Source organism: Anaeromyxobacter sp. SG64, assembly GCF_022690745.1.
Classification (GTDB): domain Bacteria; phylum Myxococcota; class Myxococcia; order Myxococcales; family Anaeromyxobacteraceae; genus Anaeromyxobacter; species Anaeromyxobacter soli.
This window is the reverse complement of record NZ_JALCZB010000049.1, coordinates 1-16,128: the sequence shown is the minus strand read 5'-3', so window position 1 is coordinate 16,128 and position 16,128 is coordinate 1. Positions and strand designations below refer to the sequence as shown.

19 protein-coding genes are annotated in these 16,128 nt (G+C 73.6%); 12 read left to right on the top strand and 7 right to left on the bottom strand.

Translation table 11 applies throughout. The features are described 5' to 3' along the window. The first annotated feature begins 13 nt into the window (after positions 1 to 13). Positions 14 to 733, top strand: coding sequence for an MBL fold metallo-hydrolase (locus MNZ29_RS14980; protein ID WP_242333612.1), 720 nt, complete (start codon positions 14 to 16; stop codon positions 731 to 733). A gap of 14 nt (positions 734 to 747) precedes the next feature. Here the strand turns inward: MNZ29_RS14980 and MNZ29_RS14975 are convergent, their stop codons facing one another. After that, positions 748 to 1,050: a hypothetical protein gene (locus MNZ29_RS14975; RefSeq protein ID WP_242333614.1), complete on the bottom strand. Its 303-nt coding sequence runs from the start codon at positions 1,048 to 1,050 to the stop codon at positions 748 to 750. Between the two features lie 55 nt (positions 1,051 to 1,105). Here MNZ29_RS14975 and MNZ29_RS14970 point away from each other — a divergent pair, with 55 nt between their 5' ends. Genes MNZ29_RS14970 through senB form a run of 3 tightly spaced genes read left to right on the top strand, consistent with a single transcriptional unit; the run spans position 1,106 to position 4,058 of the window. After that, positions 1,106 to 1,750: a TetR/AcrR family transcriptional regulator gene (locus tag MNZ29_RS14970; RefSeq protein WP_242333617.1), complete on the top strand. Its 645-nt coding sequence runs from the start codon at positions 1,106 to 1,108 to the stop codon at positions 1,748 to 1,750. 54 nt (positions 1,751 to 1,804) lie between these two features. Next, positions 1,805 to 3,085 (top strand): selenoneine synthase SenA, encoded by a 1,281-nt coding sequence (gene senA, locus MNZ29_RS14965; protein WP_242333620.1) that lies wholly within the window; start codon positions 1,805 to 1,807, stop codon positions 3,083 to 3,085. Positions 3,086 to 3,110: 25 nt separating this feature from the next. After that, a complete protein-coding gene (gene senB / locus MNZ29_RS14960) occupies positions 3,111 to 4,058 on the top strand; it encodes a selenoneine biosynthesis selenosugar synthase SenB (RefSeq protein ID WP_242333623.1) in 948 nt (315 codons plus the stop codon). A gap of 17 nt (positions 4,059 to 4,075) precedes the next feature. Here the strand turns inward: senB and MNZ29_RS14955 are convergent, their stop codons facing one another. Continuing rightward, positions 4,076 to 4,444 carry a DUF4865 family protein gene (locus tag MNZ29_RS14955; protein ID WP_242333626.1) on the bottom strand — a complete coding sequence of 123 codons (369 nt, stop codon included), beginning with the start codon at positions 4,442 to 4,444 and terminating at the stop codon, positions 4,076 to 4,078. A 202-nt stretch (positions 4,445 to 4,646) separates the two neighbouring features. On the opposite strand from MNZ29_RS14955, the gene MNZ29_RS14950 reads away from it, so the two are divergent. Beyond that, on the top strand, positions 4,647 to 6,284 hold the full coding sequence (locus tag MNZ29_RS14950; RefSeq protein WP_242333629.1) for an ATP-binding protein: 1,638 nt from the start codon (positions 4,647 to 4,649) through the stop codon (positions 6,282 to 6,284). Between the two features lie 16 nt (positions 6,285 to 6,300). Here MNZ29_RS14950 and MNZ29_RS14945 read toward each other — a convergent pair whose 3' ends face one another. Both MNZ29_RS14945 and MNZ29_RS14940 read right to left on the bottom strand, forming a co-directional pair. Beyond that, positions 6,301 to 6,585 (bottom strand): hypothetical protein, encoded by a 285-nt coding sequence (locus tag MNZ29_RS14945; protein WP_242333632.1) that lies wholly within the window; start codon positions 6,583 to 6,585, stop codon positions 6,301 to 6,303. 109 nt (positions 6,586 to 6,694) lie between these two features. Continuing rightward, positions 6,695 to 7,597 (bottom strand): LysR substrate-binding domain-containing protein, encoded by a 903-nt coding sequence (locus MNZ29_RS14940; RefSeq protein ID WP_242333635.1) that lies wholly within the window; start codon positions 7,595 to 7,597, stop codon positions 6,695 to 6,697. Positions 7,598 to 7,765: 168 nt separating this feature from the next. Between MNZ29_RS14940 and MNZ29_RS14935 the strand changes: the two genes are divergently transcribed. Both MNZ29_RS14935 and MNZ29_RS14930 read left to right on the top strand, forming a co-directional pair. After that, positions 7,766 to 8,245, top strand: coding sequence for a cyclic nucleotide-binding/CBS domain-containing protein (locus MNZ29_RS14935; protein WP_242333638.1), 480 nt, complete (start codon positions 7,766 to 7,768; stop codon positions 8,243 to 8,245). A gap of 170 nt (positions 8,246 to 8,415) precedes the next feature. Next, a complete protein-coding gene (locus tag MNZ29_RS14930; RefSeq protein ID WP_242333641.1) occupies positions 8,416 to 9,231 on the top strand; it encodes an alpha/beta fold hydrolase in 816 nt (271 codons plus the stop codon). A 22-nt stretch (positions 9,232 to 9,253) separates the two neighbouring features. On the opposite strand, the gene MNZ29_RS14925 is transcribed toward MNZ29_RS14930, so the two are convergent. Both MNZ29_RS14925 and MNZ29_RS14920 read right to left on the bottom strand, forming a co-directional pair. Continuing rightward, positions 9,254 to 9,835: a response regulator gene (locus MNZ29_RS14925; RefSeq protein ID WP_242333644.1), complete on the bottom strand. Its 582-nt coding sequence runs from the start codon at positions 9,833 to 9,835 to the stop codon at positions 9,254 to 9,256. A 127-nt stretch (positions 9,836 to 9,962) separates the two neighbouring features. Next, positions 9,963 to 10,721, bottom strand: a complete 759-nt coding sequence (locus tag MNZ29_RS14920) for a DUF554 domain-containing protein (RefSeq protein ID WP_242333647.1) — start codon at positions 10,719 to 10,721, stop codon at positions 9,963 to 9,965. A 266-nt stretch (positions 10,722 to 10,987) separates the two neighbouring features. Between MNZ29_RS14920 and MNZ29_RS14915 the strand changes: the two genes are divergently transcribed. The 5 genes from MNZ29_RS14915 (at position 10,988) to MNZ29_RS14895 (ending at position 15,514) form a co-directional block, all read left to right on the top strand. After that, positions 10,988 to 12,079, top strand: a complete 1,092-nt coding sequence (locus tag MNZ29_RS14915) for a branched-chain amino acid ABC transporter substrate-binding protein (protein ID WP_242355699.1) — start codon at positions 10,988 to 10,990, stop codon at positions 12,077 to 12,079. Positions 12,080 to 12,145: 66 nt separating this feature from the next. Next, positions 12,146 to 13,048, top strand: coding sequence for a branched-chain amino acid ABC transporter permease (locus MNZ29_RS14910; protein ID WP_242333653.1), 903 nt, complete (start codon positions 12,146 to 12,148; stop codon positions 13,046 to 13,048). Continuing rightward, a complete protein-coding gene (locus tag MNZ29_RS14905; RefSeq protein ID WP_242333656.1) occupies positions 13,048 to 14,019 on the top strand; it encodes a branched-chain amino acid ABC transporter permease in 972 nt (323 codons plus the stop codon). Before MNZ29_RS14910 ends, MNZ29_RS14905 begins: the two co-directional genes overlap by 1 nt. Beyond that, positions 14,016 to 14,783 carry an ABC transporter ATP-binding protein gene (locus tag MNZ29_RS14900; protein ID WP_242333659.1) on the top strand — a complete coding sequence of 256 codons (768 nt, stop codon included), beginning with the start codon at positions 14,016 to 14,018 and terminating at the stop codon, positions 14,781 to 14,783. The genes MNZ29_RS14905 and MNZ29_RS14900 overlap by 4 nt, the downstream gene beginning before the upstream one ends. Next, entirely contained in the window at positions 14,783 to 15,514 is a 732-nt protein-coding gene (locus MNZ29_RS14895; protein ID WP_242333662.1) for an ABC transporter ATP-binding protein, read from the top strand. The genes MNZ29_RS14900 and MNZ29_RS14895 overlap by 1 nt, the downstream gene beginning before the upstream one ends. Positions 15,515 to 15,592: 78 nt before the next feature. On the opposite strand, the gene MNZ29_RS14890 is transcribed toward MNZ29_RS14895, so the two are convergent. Next, positions 15,593 to 16,128 (bottom strand): P13 family porin (locus MNZ29_RS14890; protein WP_242355697.1); only part of this gene is annotated, 536 nt, incomplete at its 5' end.

The following is a 16,128-nucleotide window of genomic DNA, read 5'->3' as shown; positions in this document are numbered from 1 at the left end:
GGGGGAGCGCGAGATGAGCGAGCTCGAGACCCGCATCGACGAGATCGCGGACGGCATCCACCGGATCAGCACCTCCGTCCCGGCCATCCCGGGCGGCTTCACCTTCAACCAGTACCTCGTGGTGGACGACGCGCCGCTCCTGTTCCACACCGGCCTCCGCCGGCTCTTCCCGGCGGTCCGCGCCGCGATCGCCCGGGTCATGCCCGTCGAGCGGCTCCGCTGGATCGCCTTCTCGCACTTCGAGCAGGACGAGTGTGGCGCGCTGAACGAGCTCCTCGCCGCGGCCCCGCAGGCAGAGGCCGCCTGCAGCACGATCGGCGCGATGACCTCGGTCGGCGACCTCGCGATCCGCCCGCCGCGCCCGCTCCCCGACGGCGAGCGGCTGTCGCTCGGCCGTCACGAGGTGGTGTGGCACGACGCGCCCCACGTGCCTCACGGCTGGGACTGCGGGTTCCTCTCGGAGACGACCACGCGGACGCTCCTCTGCGGCGACCTCTTCACCCAGCCAGGCGCGAGCCCCCCTCCGCTCACCGAGGAGGACATCCTCGGGCCCTCCGAGGCGCTGCGCGGCGCGCTCGACTACTGGGCGCACGCCCCCGCGACGCGCGCCACGCTCGAGCGGCTCGCGGCGACCTCACCGCGCACGCTCGCGTGCATGCACGGGGCCGCCTGGCGCGGGGATGGGGCGGCGCTCCTGCTCGCGCTCGCGGAGGCCCTCGAGCGGCCGGCGTGATCGCCGCCGGCGGGTCAGGCCGGGAGCGGCGCGCCGGCCCAGACCTCCCGCACGGTGATCGGCTGGGTCGTGGGCTCCCCCGCGCGCGCGACGCCTGCCCGCGCGAGCACGCGCGCGACGATCGGGTGGAGGGTCGTCTCGACGAAGCGTCGGTGCGCCTCCTGCGACTCCCACACGTCGAGGTAGCGGAGGCCCTTCTCCAGCTCGATCACCACGTGCACGACGAGTCCGGGCGGCGGCCGGTCGCCGAGCTCCGCGCGGATCTGCCGGTAGACCTCCATGCCGATGGGGACGTCCTGCGTGAACGCGTACGCCATGGAGCGCCTTCCTTTCATCCGAAGCGACCTCGGATTAATCTTCGAGGTAGTGACGATGGGACCTCGGCGCAAGCGCAGGCGCTACGACGCGACGCGTCGCCGCGAGGCCGCGGAGCGGACCCGGCACGACATCCTCGAGTCGGCCCAGCGGCTGTTCACGAGCCGCGGCTACGGCGCGACCGCGATGGCGGACGTCGCCCGCGAGGCCGGGGTCGCGCTCGACACGGTCTACGCCTCGGTCGGGCGGAAGCCCGCGCTCATGCGGCTCCTGCTCGAGCGCGCGATCTCCGGCGTCGACGCGCCCGTGCCGGCGGAGCAGCGGGACTACGTGCGCGCGATCCAGGCGGAGCCGGACCCCGCCCGCAAGCTCGCCCTCTACGCCGCCGCGATCCGGCGCATCCACGAGCGGCTCGCGCCGCTCGTGCGCGCGATCCAGGCGGCCGCGGCCGCGCACCCCGAGGTGGCCGAGCTCTGGAGCGAGATCTCGGCGCGCCGCGCGCGGAACATGCGCCTGCTCGCCGCGCATCTCGCCGAGACCGGTGCGCTCCGGCCCGCGCTCGGCGTGGACGAGGCGGCGGACGTCATCTGGGCGACGAACGCGCCCGAGCTCTACCTCCTGCTCGTCGGCGATCGGGGCTGGTCGCCGGAGCGGTTCGAGGTCTGGCTCGCGGACGCGTGGCGCAGGCTCCTGCTCGCCTGACCCCAAGCGAGGGCTCTCCGAGCCCGGCGGCCACAGGCGCGCTACATCTCCCGGATGAGGACGCACCGGCTCGTCGGATCCATCGCCGAAGCCAGGCGTCGCACCCTGGAGCTCGCGTCGGCGCTGTCCGAGGCGCAGCTCCTCGGGCCGCGGCTCGCCATCGTGAACCCGCCCCTGTGGGAGCTCGGGCACGTCGCCTGGTTCCAGGAGCGCTGGGTGCTGCGCCACGCGGCCGGCAGCGCGCCTCTCCGCGCCGACGCCGACGCCCTCTACGACTCGTCCGCCGTCGCGCACGACACGCGCTGGGACCTCCCGCTGCCCGGCTTCGCCGAGACCACGGCCTACCTGCGGGACGTCGAGACGCGCGTGGCGACGCTCGCCGCGCGCGGCGAGGCGGACCCCTACTTCGTCGCGCTGAGCGTCTTCCACGAGGACATGCACTTCGAGGCGATGGCCTTCACGCGACAGACGCTCGGGTACGCACCGCCTCCGCTCTCCGGCGAGGCGCCCGCTGCGCCCCGGGAGACCGGCGATCTGCCGGGGGACGTCGCCGTGCCGGGGGGCGAGCTCCGGCTCGGCGCCGAGCGCGGGGACGGCTTCGTGTTCGACAACGAGAAGTGGGCGCACCCCGTCGAGCTCGCGCCCTTCCGGATCTCCCGGGCGCCCGTCACGCAGGCCCGCTTCGCCGAGTTCGTGGAGGACGGCGGCTACCGCCGGCGCGAGGCGTGGAGCGAGGCGGGCTGGCGCTGGCGCTCGGCGGCGGGGGTGGACGGGCCCGCCTACTGGGAGCGCAGGGACGGGCAGCTCGTCCGGCGCGACTTCGACCGGTGGGTGCCGCTGGAGCCGAATCGACCGGTAGTGAACGTCAGCTGGTTCGAGGCGGAGGCCTTCTGCCGCTGGGCCGGGCGGCGGCTCCCGAGCGAGGCCGAGTGGGAGGCGGCCGCCGCGGGCGAGCCCGGGTCCGACGGTCGCCTCTCGCGCACGAAGCGGCGCTTCCCGTGGGGCGACGCGCCGCCCGACCCCCGCCGCGCGCACCTCGGCGCCCGCCGGCTGCACGCCGTGGACGTCGCGGCGCTCCCCGCGGGAGACAGCGCCTTCGGCTGCCGGCAGCTCGTGGGGAACGTCTGGGAGTGGACGGCGAGCGACTTCGTGCCCTACCCCGGCTTCTCGCCCGACCCGTATCGCGAGTACTCTCAGCCCTGGTTCGGCACGCACAAGGTGCTGCGCGGCGGCAGCTTCGCCACCCCGGCGCGCCTCGTCTCGAACACCTTCCGCAACTTCTACACGCCCGATCGACGCGACCTCTGGGCCGGATTCCGCACGTGCGCCGCATGACGGCATCCCCGAGGCGACGGACCCCGTGAACATCCTCGTCACCACCCCAGCCCCGCGCGGCTCGCACAAGGGCAACCGCGTGACCGCGCTGCGCTGGGCCGGGCAGCTCCGCGCGCTCGGCCACCACGTCGGGCTCGCCGAGGCCTGGACGGGCCAGCGGTGCGACCTCCTCGTCGCGCTGCACGCCACGAAGAGCCACCCGTCCGTCGTGCGGTACCGGGAAGCCAGGCCCGACGCGCCGCTCGTCGTCGGGCTCGCCGGGACGGACCTGTACCAGGATCTCCCCGCGTCGCCCCTCGCCCGCCGCTCGCTCGAGCTCGCGACGCGCCTCACCCTGCTCCAGCCGCTCGGGATGGAGGCGCTGCCGCCCGAGGTCCGGCACAAGGCGCGCACGATCTTCCAGTCGGCGCACCCCGCCAGGCCGGCGCCGGCGCCGCCCGGCGTGTTCAGGGTCTGCCTGCTCGCGCACATCCGCGCGGTGAAGGACGCGTTCCTCGCCGCGGACGCGGTGCGGCGCCTCCCGGCCCGCTCTCGCGTCGAGCTCGTCCACCTCGGCGCCGCGCTCGACCCGGGCGCGGACACGCGCGCCCGGCTCGAGACGGAGGAGAACGGCCGCTACCGCTGGCTCGGCGAGCGCCGCCGCTCCGACGCGCTCGCCACGCTCGCCGGCAGCGCGCTGCTCCTCGTGACCTCGCGGCTCGAGGGTGGCTCGAACGCCGTCTCGGAGGCGCTCGCGTCGCGCGTACCGGTGCTCTCCACGCGCGTGGACGGGTCGGTGGGCGTGCTCGGCCCGGACTACCCCGGGTTCTTCCCGGTCGGCGACGCCGGCGCGCTCGCGGAGCTGCTCCTCCGCGCGGAGGAGGACGCCGCGCTCGCGGCCGCCCTCCGGGCCGGCGTGGAGCGCGCGCGCCCGCTCGTCGAGCCCGCCCGCGAGCGCGCGGCGTGGCGCGACCTGCTCGCCGAGCTCTGGTGAACCCTCCCGGACGCGGGTCAGGCCGGGGGGCTCGGTGAGGCGCCCTCGCCCTGCGACACGGAGGGCATGAGGTCGTAGTCCGGCGGGAACACCAGGTCGCCGTCCTCGACGTACGCGCAGATCTCCGCGCGCTCGACGCGCGGCTCCCCGTACATCGAGATCGCCGTGCGCCAGGCGTCGGAGCGCAGGAACGCCTCGGCGTCGTCCTGCGTCTCCCACACGTAGTTGCCGCCGTACTCGCCCCGCTCCGGCGCGAAGATGAACGCCTTCGCGTGGAGCCCAGGCATCCCGCGATACAGATCGAACGCGCGCCGGATCGCGATCTGCCGGAGCCGCTCCCAGTCCGTGTCCGCCGGCAGGGTGAAGCGAATCGTCGTCGCGAACATGGCTCGTCCCTCCTCCCGCCCTTCTTAGCCGCGCGAGCCTTCGAGGGCACCTCGAGGCGAGACCCCGTCTCCCCCGAGTCGGGCCGCACTCGCCCGGCTCGCCGGTCCAGGATCGACCTGCCTTGCGGCCCTGGAGGGGATCGTCTCGCGGGACCCCTCTCTCTCGTCTGGCTGCGCAGATGGTACGGTCCGTTGAACGGTCATGACGAGGCATGCGCACTCTGCAGCGCCGTCGGCGCCCATCGCGGCGGAGCGCTCGGCGCAGGCGCCGGACCTGCATTCGCCGCCCGTGGAGGAGCCGCCCGAGGTCCACCCGGACGAGCCGCCGACCTGGAGCGCGCACGCGCTCCGGTACGCGTTCGCGGTGGGCTGCGCCGCGGCCCTGCTCGCCGCGAGCGGCGCCCTCGAGGATCTCCTCCACGGCTTCGTCTTCAGCCTCCCCGTCGCGGGCGTCTCTCTCGTCGTGTACTTCCTCGGGCCCGGGCCGGCGCTGGCGTTCACCGCGATCGTCGGCCTCGGCTTCTGGAGATTCTTCCAGGAGCCCTTTCGCTCGCACCAGGAGGTCGCGCGCCTCGCCGCGTTCACCGTCGCGTCGCTCGCCATCGTCGCCGCCGTCCGGCAGCTCCAGCGGACGCAGCGGAGGCTCCTCGAGGAGAAGGACAGGGTGGACCGCGCCGAGCAGGAGCTGCGCCGCAGCAACGCGCTCCTGCGGGAGACGGACCGCCGCAAGGACGAGTTCCTCGGCGTGCTCTCGCACGAGCTCAGGAACCCGCTCGCGCCGATCCGCAACGCGCTGTCGCTGCTCGCGCGCGTGGACCCCTGCGGAGACGAGGCCGCGCGCGCGAGGGCGATCCTCGATCGTCAGGTCGTGCACCTGACGCGCATCGTGGACGACCTGCTCGACGTGACCCGCATCACGCGCGGGAAGATCCTCCTCCGGCGATCGCGCGTCGAGCTCGGCGACCTGGTCCGCCGGACCGTCGAGGACCACCGCACGCTGTTCGCCTCCCGCGAGATCGCGGTCGAGGTCAGCCTCCCGGAGGGCCCGGCCTGGCTCGACGCCGACGCGACCCGCGTCGCGCAGGTGATCGGGAACCTGCTGCAGAACGCCGCGAAGTTCACGGATCGCGGCGGCCACGTCGAGGTCACGCTCGAGCGCGACACGGGCGCGAGGGCGGGGATCCTGCTGCGGGTGCGGGACGACGGCGCCGGCATCGACGTCGAGATGCTCGACCGCGTGTTCGAGCCGTTCACCCAGGCCGACGACAGCCTGCACCGCTCGCGGGGCGGGCTGGGCCTGGGGCTCTCGCTCGTGAAGGGGCTCGTCGAGCTCCACGGCGGGTCCGTGGAGGCCCGCAGCGGTGGGGCCGGCCGCGGCGCGGAGCTCGTGGTCCGCCTGCCGCTCGCGCCGCCGGACGGCGGCAGCCCGCGCCACGAGCCGCCGGCGCCGGTCGCCGCGGTTGGCCCGCTGCGCGTGCTCGTCATCGAGGACAACGTCGACGCGGCGGAGACCCTCCGCGAGCTGCTGCTCATGTGGGGTCACGAGGTCGCGGTGGCCCACGACGGCGCCGCCGGCGTGGAGCGGGCCCGCGCGCTGCGGCCGGAGGTCGTGCTCTGCGACATCGGCCTGCCGGTGATGAGCGGCTACGAGGTCGCGCGCGCGATCCGCGCGGACCCGACGCTCGGCGCGACCTTCCTCGTGGCGGTGACCGGCTACGCGCTGCCCGAGGACCGGCGGCTCGCGGCGGACGCGGGCTTCAGCCGGCACCTCGCGAAGCCGGTCGCGGTCGAGACGCTGGAGCGGCTGCTCGCGGCCGCGCCACGCTCCCGGCAGGCGTAGCCGCGCCCCCGGAGGATCAGCGCCGCGCCGGCCGGTTCGCCTTCCAGGCGACCCACGTGAGCACCGCCGCGACGACCGGCGCGAGCAGCACCACCGCGGTCATCGCGAACAGCGCCAGCACGGCGGCCGCCGCGACCAGCGCCGGCACGCCCACCACCCCAGCGACGATCGCCGCCGCCTGCGCGGCGTCGCGGCGCGTGGCCCAGGCGTCCGGCGTCGCGACGCCCGGTGAGGGGCCGCCGGGGAGCGAGAGCTCGAGGGCTTGCACCGCCGCCACGAGGACCGGCTCGTTCGCGCTCATCGCGGCCTCCCTGCCCGGCGCGCAGACGACGCTGCATCGTTACTCACCCCGCGCCCGCCGCGTGAGACCCGCGCAGGCGAACACCGAAGGGCACTGTGCCCGAGACCTCCTACGGTCGCGCCGGCGGGTTGCGTCGCGCCCACGCCTCGAAGCGGCCGGCGGATCCGTGGAGCTGGCGCGACGCCGTGGCCCACGAGAACGACCGGACGAGGCGCAGGTCCCGCAGCGGCAGCACGCGGAGCGTCCCGGCGGCGACCTCGAGCTGCACGCTCCAGCGCGACACGAACGCGACGCCCAGGCCGGCCACGGCCGCCATCTTCATGGACTGGTTCGAGCCGAACAGGAGCTCCGAGCGGCGCACCAGCCGCGATCCCAGCACGCGCGTCAGCGCCTCCTCGACGACGGCGCGGGTGTTGGAGCCCGGCTCCCGCAGGAGGAGCGGGACCTTCGCGAGATCCGCGGCGCGCGCGATGCCGCAGAGATCGCGCGCGGCGCTGGCCGCGACGGCCACGAGCTCGTCCTCGAGGTAGGGCTCGAGGTGAACGCGCGGCGAGCGCTGGCGCCCCTCGACGATCCCGAGCGGCACCCTCCCCTCGGCGACCCACTCGAGCACGCGCGCCGTGTTGCTCACCTGGATGCGGAACGGCACCCGCCCGTGGATGGCGCGGAAGCCCGCCACGAGCGGGGGCACGACGTAGGCGGCGGTCGTCATGCTCGCCCCGATCACCACCTCCTCGCCGACGGCGGTCTCTCCCTGGAACTCCGTCTCCACGGCGCCGAGGACCTCGTGCACCTGCTTCGCCGCCTCGAGGAGCCGCAATCCCCAGTCGGTCGGCGCCACGCCCTTCGAAGACCTGAGCAGCAGGGCGCGCCCGCACTCCTCCTCGAGGGCGCGGATCTGCGCGGTCACCGCGGGCTGCGAGAGGTGGAGGAGCTTCGCCGCGGCGGAGATCTTCCGCGTCTGCGCGACGACGCGGAACGTCTCGAGCTTCCTGGGGTCGAGCCTGCTCATCGGCGGCGAGCATATCAGGGGACCGCGGTTCCGAGGAGCGGTCCATCAGCGGAGGTTATGGCTCATCCATTCTTGCGACGACGCGTTCGCGGCGGCCGCGCCCATGATGCTCGACGTGGCGCACCGGGCCCCTCCTCCCCCGGCCGCGCCCGCGGAGGAAACCCAGTCATGGCCTGCATCCAGAATCGAGTCGTTCGCGGCGTCGTCTCCCTCGACGAGTCCGCCACCTGCCGGGAGGCCGCGCGCCTCATGGCCGAGCGCGGCGTCGGCTCGGTGGGCGTCCGCCGCGGCGCGAAGCTCGTCGGCCTCGTCACCGAGCGCGACCTGGTCTCCGCGATGGGCGGCGGCGCCCACGCCTGCCACACGACGCTCTGCCAGGTCATGCGGGCCGACCTGCCGTCCGTCTCGCCGCAGGCGACCGACCGCGAGTGCGCCCAGCTCATGCGCACCGGCCACACCCGCCACCTCGCCGTGAAGGAGGGCGGCGAGATCGTGGGCGTCATCTCCATGCTGGACCTCGTCGACCTCGTGGTCGAGGAGAAGCAGTGGAGCATCGACCAGCTCGAGAGCTACATCCGCGGCGGGCGCGCCTGGCAGCTCAGCGAGCCCATCCTGACGATGTTCAGCCACGAGCCGACCGCAGGCTAGACGCGGAGCGAGCAGTGACCCCGGCGGGCCCGCGAGCGCGATCGCGGGCCCGCCGTCGTTCCAGGGGAGCGCGTGATGCGCGACCGGCGTCCTGCGCCCGCGGAGTACCGATCGCCGGGGCCTCGCGCGCCTCCCGTGCTTCCCGGCGGCGGCGGCGCTACCATCGCGCGATGGCGAGCGACGCGGGCGGGTTGCGGCTGTTCCACACGATTCGCGGAGCGGGCGAGCCCGTCGTGCTGGTCCACGGCTCCTGGGGCGACCACCACGGCTGGGACGCGGTGGCGCCCGCGCTGGCCGAGCGGCGCGCAGTCGTCGCCTACGACCGGCGCGGCCACGGCCGCTCCGCCGCCCGCGACCGCCCGGCCACGGTCCACGATCACGTGGCGGACCTCGCCGCGCTCGTCGAGGCGCTCCACCTCGGTCCCGTGCACGTGCTCGCGAGCTCCTACGGCGCGTCGATCGCGCTCCGCACGGCCTCGCTCCACCCCGATCGATTCCGCTCGCTCGCCGTGCACGAGCCTCCCCTCGTGCGTCTGCTCGACGATCACGCCCCGTCCGCGCCGGCCCTGCGCGCGTTCCGCGAGGCGTACCCGCGCATCGAGGCGTTCCTCCGCGCGGGACGGCCCTCCGACGCGGCGCGCACGTTCATCGACGAGATCGCCCTCGGCCCGGGCACCTGGGACCGGCTCCCGCCGCCGGCGCGCGAGGCCTTCCTCCGGAACGCGCCCTCCTTCCTCGCCGAGATCGAGGATCCCGACGCGCTCGACCTCGACCTCTCCGCGCTCCGCGCCTTCCCCGGGCCGGTGCTGCTCACGCAGGGGGACCGCAGCCCGCCGCTGTTCGGCCCGATCCTGGACCGGCTCGCCCCGGCGCTGCCGCATGCGACGCGCCACACCTTCACCGGCGCCGGCCACGTGCCGCACGCGAGCCACCCGCGCGCCTTCGTCGAGCGCGTCGAGGCGTTCTTCGCAGGCGCGGCGGCGTAGCGGCGAAGGTCCCCCGACCGGATCACCGCGCCACGGCGACCGCGGCGAGGCCGCCCGCGGTGGCGCACGCGATCCGAAGTGCAGGGGTGAAACCCCGACGGCGATCTGCCAGCCGCTGGCGAGGCGCAGGCGCAGCGACGGTCGAGACGACGAGCGTGCCGCGCGCCGCAGGGTGCACCTCGTCCGCTGCCCGGAGGGGCGCCGGCTGCGCGCGCCGCGAGGCGACCGCGCCGACGGCCTCCGCCGCGGCCGCGGGTCCGAGCGCGCGGTCCACGACCGCGTCGGCGCCGAGGGCGAGGAGCTGCTCGCAGAGCCCCCGCGCCGCGCCGGCGGCGAGGACCACGATGCCGAGGTCGCGCTCGCCTCCGGCGTGGCGGACGAGGTGGACGAACGACACGGCGTCGCGGCCGGGCAGCGCGGAGTCGACGACGAGCACGTCGAGGTCGAGGAGCTCGTCGAGGAGGAGGCCGAGGCCGCTCGTCGCATCCGCCGCGGCGCGCACCTCGAAGCCGCGCGCCTCCAGGGCCGCGCCGAGGAGCCGGAGCACGTTCGCGTCGTCGTCGAGGAGGAGCGCCCTGGGCCGCCGGATCGTCGTCGCGTTCATGCCCTGCCGACGCGCCGCCGCGCAGCGCTATTCAGCGCGTGAAAACGCGCCGAAATCGCCGTGACGGCGGGCGGTTCCGGAGCGTGAACGGCAGCCACAGCGTGAAGAAACGGCGCGCGTGCGCCGCTCAGGGCACGACGTAGGCGAGCACGGCCGCGACGAACACGCCGGGGAGGAGGTTGCCCACCGGCAGCCGCTTGATGCCGGTGAGATCGAGGCCGATCGCGGCGATGAGCAGGCCGCCGGCCGAGGTGAGCGTCGCGAGGACCGGGACCGTGAGGTAGGCGGCCACGCCGCTCGCGGCGGCCGTGATGCCACCCTGGTAGAGCGCGAGCGGCAGCACCGAGAGTCCCACCCCCGGACCCAGCGTGGAGGCGAGCACGATGGAGGTGACACCGTCGAGCAGCGCCTTGACGAACAGCACGTCGGGCTGGCCGGCGGCGTCCTGGATCGAGCCGATCACGGCCATGGCTCCGACGCAGTACAGCAAGGACGCCGTCACGAACCCCTCGACGAGGTCATGGCCCTGCGGCGCGGCGTGGCCCGCCGTGGCGGGCGCCCGCCGCGCGAAGGACTGCATCCAGATGCCGAAGCGCTCCAGCCGCAGCTCGAGCTGGAGCAGCTCGCCCGCGATCCCTCCCACCACCAGCCCGCCGATGACGACGAGCGGGTTGGGGTGGAACGGCCCGGCGCCCGCGTGGGCCAGCTTCGTCGCGTCGACGCGCGGATCGAGGGCCATCTGCAGCCCGACCCCGAGCACCGACAGCCCGATGGCGGCCATGGCGGTCGAGCGGACGCGCTCCGGGATCAGCCGGCCGAAGAGCAGCCCGACCCCGGTCCCGGCGACGATGGCGCCGACGTTGACGACGGTTCCGATGCCCTGCATTCGTTCTCCTGAGCCGCCGGGCCGCGACGTGCCGCCCGACGCAGTGCGCCGCAACCTACAAGAAACCCTCCTGGCGGGCGATGCGGAACCAACCCGCCCCGGGCTCGGGCGCGAGGGGATGACGACCCCCGGACCCCGCGACCGCCGGTCGGAACGGGCCCCCTCACGCGTTTCCGCTACCGGAGGGCGCCCGACTGGTGCTGAGATGTCGCCTCCCCGGGTTCAAAGGAGGACACATGACGAAGCCGATGAGACTCGCTGTCGCGATGTCCCTGCTCGCATTCGGATCCGCCCGCGCGGCGGACACGGTCAAGATCGGGCTGATGGCCCCGATGACCGGCTCCTGGGCCAGCGAGGGCCAGGAGATGAAGCGCAACGTCGAGCTGCTCGCCGCGGAGCAGAACGCGCGCGGGGGCCTGCTCGGCAAGCAGATCGAGGTGGTGCTGGAGGACGACGGCGGCGATCCGCGGACCGCGGCCCTCGCCGCGCAGCGGCTCACCACCCGCGGCGTCGTGGCCGTCATCGGCACGTACGGCTCGGCGGTGACCGAGGCGACCCAGAACATCCTCGACGAGGCCGGCGTCATCCAGGTGGCGAACGGCTCCACCGCCGTACGGCTCACCGAGAAGGGGCTCAAGCACTTCTTCCGGACCTGCCCGCGCGACGACGAGCAGGGGCGCGTCGGCGCCGCGACCCTCGAGAAGCTGAAGGCGAAGAAGGTCGCGCTGCTCCACGACAGCTCCGCCTACTCGAAGGGGCTCGCGGACGAGATCGCCGCGATCCTCAAGAAGCGCAACATCCCGATCGCCTTCTTCGACGCCCTCACGCCCAAGGAGCAGGACTACTCGGCCATCCTCACGCGCCTCAAGGCGGCCGGGCCGGACGTCGTGTTCTTCACGGGCTACTACCCCGAGGCCGGCCTGCTCCTGAAGCAGAAGAAGCAGATGGGCTGGAAGGTCCCGTTCATCGGCGGCGACGCGATCAACAACCCCGACCTCGTCAAGATCGCCGGCAAGGACGCCGCGGCCGGGTTCCAGTTCCTCTCGCCGCCCGTCCCGAAGGACCTCGACACGCCCGAGGCCAAGGCCTACGTGGCGAGCTACCAGAAGAAGTATGGCGAGGCCCCGAGCTCGATCTACGGCGTCCTCGCCGGCGACGGCTTCCGCGTCGTCGCGAAGGCCATCGAGGCGACGAAGTCGACGGACGCCGACAAGCTGCGGGCGTACCTCGTCGGCCAGCTCAAGGACTTCCCGGGCTTCACCGGCAAGATCGCCTTCAACGACAAGGGTGACCGGGTCGGCGAGCTGTACCGCGTGTACGCGGTGGACGCGGCCGGCAACTTCGTCCTGCAGAAGTAGTCCTGCAACCCGGAGCGGGGCCCCGCCGCAAGGGGCCCCGCTCGACCTCCGGAGCCGACAGACTTCATGGAGCAATTCTTCCAGCAGGTGACGAACGGGCTCGCGGTCGGGAGCATCTACGCCCTGATCGCGCTCGGGTACACGATGGTGTACGGCGTGCTCCGGCTCATCAACTTCGCGCACGGCGACCTCTTCACCTACGGCGCGTACCTCGGGATGACGCTCCTCACGTCGTTCCTCCTCCACGATCACCTCGGCCTCGCGCTCGCGCTCGTCGTGCTGGCGGTGATGGTGATGGGGCTCGTCGCCGTCATCGGGGTGATCCTGGAGCGGGCCGCTTACCGGCCGCTGCGGGAGTCGCCGCGCCTGTCGGCGGTGGTCTCGGCGCTGGGCGCCTCGATCTTCCTCCAGAACGCCCTCATGCTCGTCTACGGCGCCCGGTACCAGGTCTACCCGGACGTCCTCCCGCAGACGACGGTCTCGTTCCTCGGCCAGCAGATGCCGGTGATGCGCCTCGCGGTCGTGCTGGTGTCCGTCACCATCATGGCGGCCCTCTACCTGTTCGTGCAGAAGACCAAGGTCGGCACCGCCATCCGGGCCGCCGCCATCGACCAGGGCGCGGCGCGGCTCATGGGCATCGACGTGAACAAGGTGGTCACGATCGTCTTCGTGATCGGCCCCGCCCTCGGCGGCGGGGCGGGCCTCCTCGTCGGGCTCTACTACGGCCAGATCAGCTTCACGATGGGCTGGATCTACGGGATGAAGGCGTTCACCGCCGCCATCCTGGGCGGGATCGGCAACATCCCCGGCGCGATGGTGGGCGGGCTCCTGCTCGGCGTCGTCGAGGCGCTCGGCGCGGCCTACCTCTCCATCGCCTGGAAGGACGCGTTCGCCTTCCTCGTGCTCATCCTCATCCTCATCGTGCGTCCGTCCGGCCTGCTCGGCGAGCGCGTGGCGGAGAAGGTCTGATGGCGGCCCGGACCACCACCCGCCTCGCGGTCGGGTACGCCCTCGCGGCCGCGTTCATCGTGGCGGCGCCCCGCTTCCTCGACGCGTACTGGCTCGACGTGCTGAACAGCGTCGGGCTCTACGTCCTCCTGGCGCTGAGCCTGAACCTCATCCTCGGCGACGCGGGGCTCTTCAACATGGGGCACGCGGCGTTCTACGCGGTGGGCGCCTACACCGCCGCGATCCTCAACACGAGGTACCAGATCCCGATCCTCTGGACGCTCCCGGCGAGCGCCGTGGTGGCGGCGGTCTTCGCGGCGCTGGTGGCCCGTCCCGTCGTCCACCTGCGCGGCGACTACCTGCTCGTGGTGACCATCGGGCTCGGCGAGATCGTGCGGATCGCGCTCGTGAACGACGTGTTCGGGCTCACTGGCGGGGCGAACGGGATCTTCGGCATCTCCCGCCCGATGGTGTTCGGCTACAAGATCCGCCGCCCGCACGAGTTCCTCTACCTGATCTGGGCCTTCGTGGCGGTCACCGTGCTCCTGTTCCACCGCCTCGAGCAGTCGCGCTTCGGCCGCGCCCTCAACTACCTCCGCGAGGACCCCGTCGCCGCCGAGGGCAGCGGCGTGAACACCGCCCGCTACCGCCTGCTCGCCTTCGCGCTCGGCGCCGCCTGGGCCGGCATGACCGGCACCCTCTACGCCGCGAAGATGACCATCATCTCCCCCGAGTCGTTCGGGTTCTGGGAGTCGGTGGTCCTCTTCCTCATGGTGATCCTCGGCGGCTCGGGCTCCATCCCCGGCGTCATCGTGGGCGCGGTGCTCGTGGTGGTGCTCCCCGAGGTGTTCCGCGGCTTCGCGAGCGCGCGCATGCTCGTCTTCGGCCTCGTGATGATGGTGATGATGGTCGTCCGGCCCCAGGGGCTCCTCCCGTTCCGGCTCCTCCGCTTCAAGGAGTCCGACGTGCGCCGGGCAGGAGCGTCGTCGTGAGCGCGCTGCTCGAGGTCCGCGGCGTCACGAAGAGCTTCGGCGGGCTCACCGCCGTGAGCGACGTCACGTTCGACGTCCAGGCAGGCTCGGTCGTCGGCCTCATCGGGCCGAACGGCGCCGGGAAGACCACCACCTTCAACCTCATCACCGGCAACTACCGCGCCGACCACGGGACGATCCGCTTCCAGGACCGGGCGATCGACCGGATGCGGACGCACAAGATCGTGCAGGCGGGGATCGCCCGCACCTTCCAGAACGTCCGGCTCTTCCAGCAGCTCTCGGCCGTCGAGAACGTCCTCGCCGGGCGCCACTGCCGCACGCGGAGCGGCGCGCTCGGCGCGCTCCTCCGCCCGCCCTGGCAGGTCCGCGAGGAGCGCGAGGCCGCGGCGCGGGCGGTGGACGAGCTCGCCTTCGTCGGCCTGCGCGGGCGCGCCATGGAGCTCGCGAAGAACCTCGCCTACGGCGACCAGCGGCGCCTCGAGATCGCCCGGGCGCTCGCCGCGGACCCGCGGCTCGTGATCCTGGACGAGCCGGCAGGCGGGATGAACGAGCAGGAGACCGAGGAGCTCATCGGCCTCATCGGCCGGATCCGGGCGCGCGGCATCACCATCCTGCTCATCGAGCACGACATGAGCCTCGTGATGCGGGCCTGCGAGCACATCGTGGTGCTCGAGTACGGACAGAAGATCGCCGAGGGCTCCCCGGCCGCGATCCAGGCGAACCCGCGGGTCATCGAGGCGTACCTCGGCACGGAGGAGGTCTAGTGGACGCGCCGCTCCTCGAGACGCGCGGCCTGCGGGTCAAGTACGGCAACGTCGAGGCCCTGCACGGCATCGACCTCGCCGTCCGGCAGGGCGAGATCGTCAGCATCCTCGGCGCGAACGGCGCCGGGAAGTCCACCACCCTCCGCGCCATCAGCGGCCTCCTGCGCCCCTCGGGCGGCGAGATCCGCTACGACGGCAAGCCGGCGGCCGGCATCCCGGCGCACGAGCGGGTGCGGCTCGGGATCGCCCAGGCGCCGGAGGGCAGGCGCATCTTCGGCACGCTGACCGTGCGGGAGAACCTCGTCCTCGGGGCGTTCACCCGCTCCGACAAGGACGAGATCGCCGCCACCGCCGCCTGGATCTACAAGCTCTTCCCGGTCCTCGAGACGCGCCGGCTGCAGCTCGCCGGCACCCTCTCCGGCGGCGAGCAGCAGATGCTCGCCATCGGGCGGGCCCTGATGGCGAAGCCGCGCGTGCTCCTCCTCGACGAGCCGTCCCTCGGCCTCGCCCCGCTGCTCGTGAAGGCCATCTTCCGCACGCTGCGCGAGATCAACGAGCAGACGGGCGTGACGGTGGTGCTGGTGGAGCAGAACGCCCGCGCGGCGCTCAAGCTCGCCCACCGCGGCTACGTGATGGAGGTCGGCCGGATCGTGCTCGAGGGCCCGGCCGCGACCCTCGCGTCCGATCCGAAGGTGCAGGCGGCCTACCTCGGCGGGAAGACCGGCGCGTAGAGCTCCTGGAGCCGCAGGCGTGGACCTTGCGCGCGGTGGAGCAGGCAGCGGCCCCCGCGTCGAAGGATCGCCTCCCAATCAATAGCGGAGCGCCACGCCGAGGGCCGCGCCGGGGGCTCCGCGTCCCGGCGCGATCGGGAGCAGGGCCGGCATCGCCGTGACGGGCGGCGGCAGTGCCCGCAGCGCGCGCTCTGCCTCGCGGTGGCGCCGGCCGGAGAAGGTGAACGGGAGGATCACTCCCCCCACCCGGGAGCCGAGGATGAGCGCCGCGCCCGTCCCCAAGAGCACGGACCCGCTGCGGCTGGGCTGCGAGGTCCCGAACGCCGAGAGGACGCCCGCGAAGAAGAGCGTCGAGCCTGCAAAGTCCGCCGCCGCGAGCCACGCGCCGCGCGGGTCACGCGACGCGAGAGAGCCGAGCCCGTATCCCGGGTAGAGGTTGAGGAGCGGGGCCCACCAGCGGATCCCCTCCTCGAGCCCGTCGAGCAGCGGTTGTGTCCCTAAGAATGTGTGAATCGGAAGTTCGCGGAGGCTGAGAAGGAAGTGGAAGCTCCTCGGTGACCAAACACCAACGGCCTCGCTTGGCGGCGAGTCCAAGGAGCTTCCAGTGAACGAGG

Coding starts and splice junctions, on each gene's coding strand:
- MNZ29_RS14980 (WP_242333612.1), top strand. CDS start 14: ATGAGCGAGCTCGAGACCCGCATCGACGAGATCGCGGACGGCATCCAC.
- MNZ29_RS14975 (WP_242333614.1), bottom strand. CDS start 1,050: ATGGCGTACGCGTTCACGCAGGACGTCCCCATCGGCATGGAGGTCTAC.
- MNZ29_RS14970 (WP_242333617.1), top strand. CDS start 1,106: ATGGGACCTCGGCGCAAGCGCAGGCGCTACGACGCGACGCGTCGCCGC.
- senA (WP_242333620.1), top strand. CDS start 1,805: ATGAGGACGCACCGGCTCGTCGGATCCATCGCCGAAGCCAGGCGTCGC.
- MNZ29_RS14955 (WP_242333626.1), bottom strand. CDS start 4,444: ATGTTCGCGACGACGATTCGCTTCACCCTGCCGGCGGACACGGACTGG.
- MNZ29_RS14950 (WP_242333629.1), top strand. CDS start 4,647: ATGACGAGGCATGCGCACTCTGCAGCGCCGTCGGCGCCCATCGCGGCG.
- MNZ29_RS14945 (WP_242333632.1), bottom strand. CDS start 6,585: ATGAGCGCGAACGAGCCGGTCCTCGTGGCGGCGGTGCAAGCCCTCGAG.
- MNZ29_RS14940 (WP_242333635.1), bottom strand. CDS start 7,597: ATGAGCAGGCTCGACCCCAGGAAGCTCGAGACGTTCCGCGTCGTCGCG.
- MNZ29_RS14935 (WP_242333638.1), top strand. CDS start 7,766: ATGGCCTGCATCCAGAATCGAGTCGTTCGCGGCGTCGTCTCCCTCGAC.
- MNZ29_RS14930 (WP_242333641.1), top strand. CDS start 8,416: ATGGCGAGCGACGCGGGCGGGTTGCGGCTGTTCCACACGATTCGCGGA.
- MNZ29_RS14925 (WP_242333644.1), bottom strand. CDS start 9,835: ATGAACGCGACGACGATCCGGCGGCCCAGGGCGCTCCTCCTCGACGAC.
- MNZ29_RS14920 (WP_242333647.1), bottom strand. CDS start 10,721: ATGCAGGGCATCGGAACCGTCGTCAACGTCGGCGCCATCGTCGCCGGG.
- MNZ29_RS14915 (WP_242355699.1), top strand. CDS start 10,988: ATGTCCCTGCTCGCATTCGGATCCGCCCGCGCGGCGGACACGGTCAAG.
- MNZ29_RS14910 (WP_242333653.1), top strand. CDS start 12,146: ATGGAGCAATTCTTCCAGCAGGTGACGAACGGGCTCGCGGTCGGGAGC.
- MNZ29_RS14905 (WP_242333656.1), top strand. CDS start 13,048: ATGGCGGCCCGGACCACCACCCGCCTCGCGGTCGGGTACGCCCTCGCG.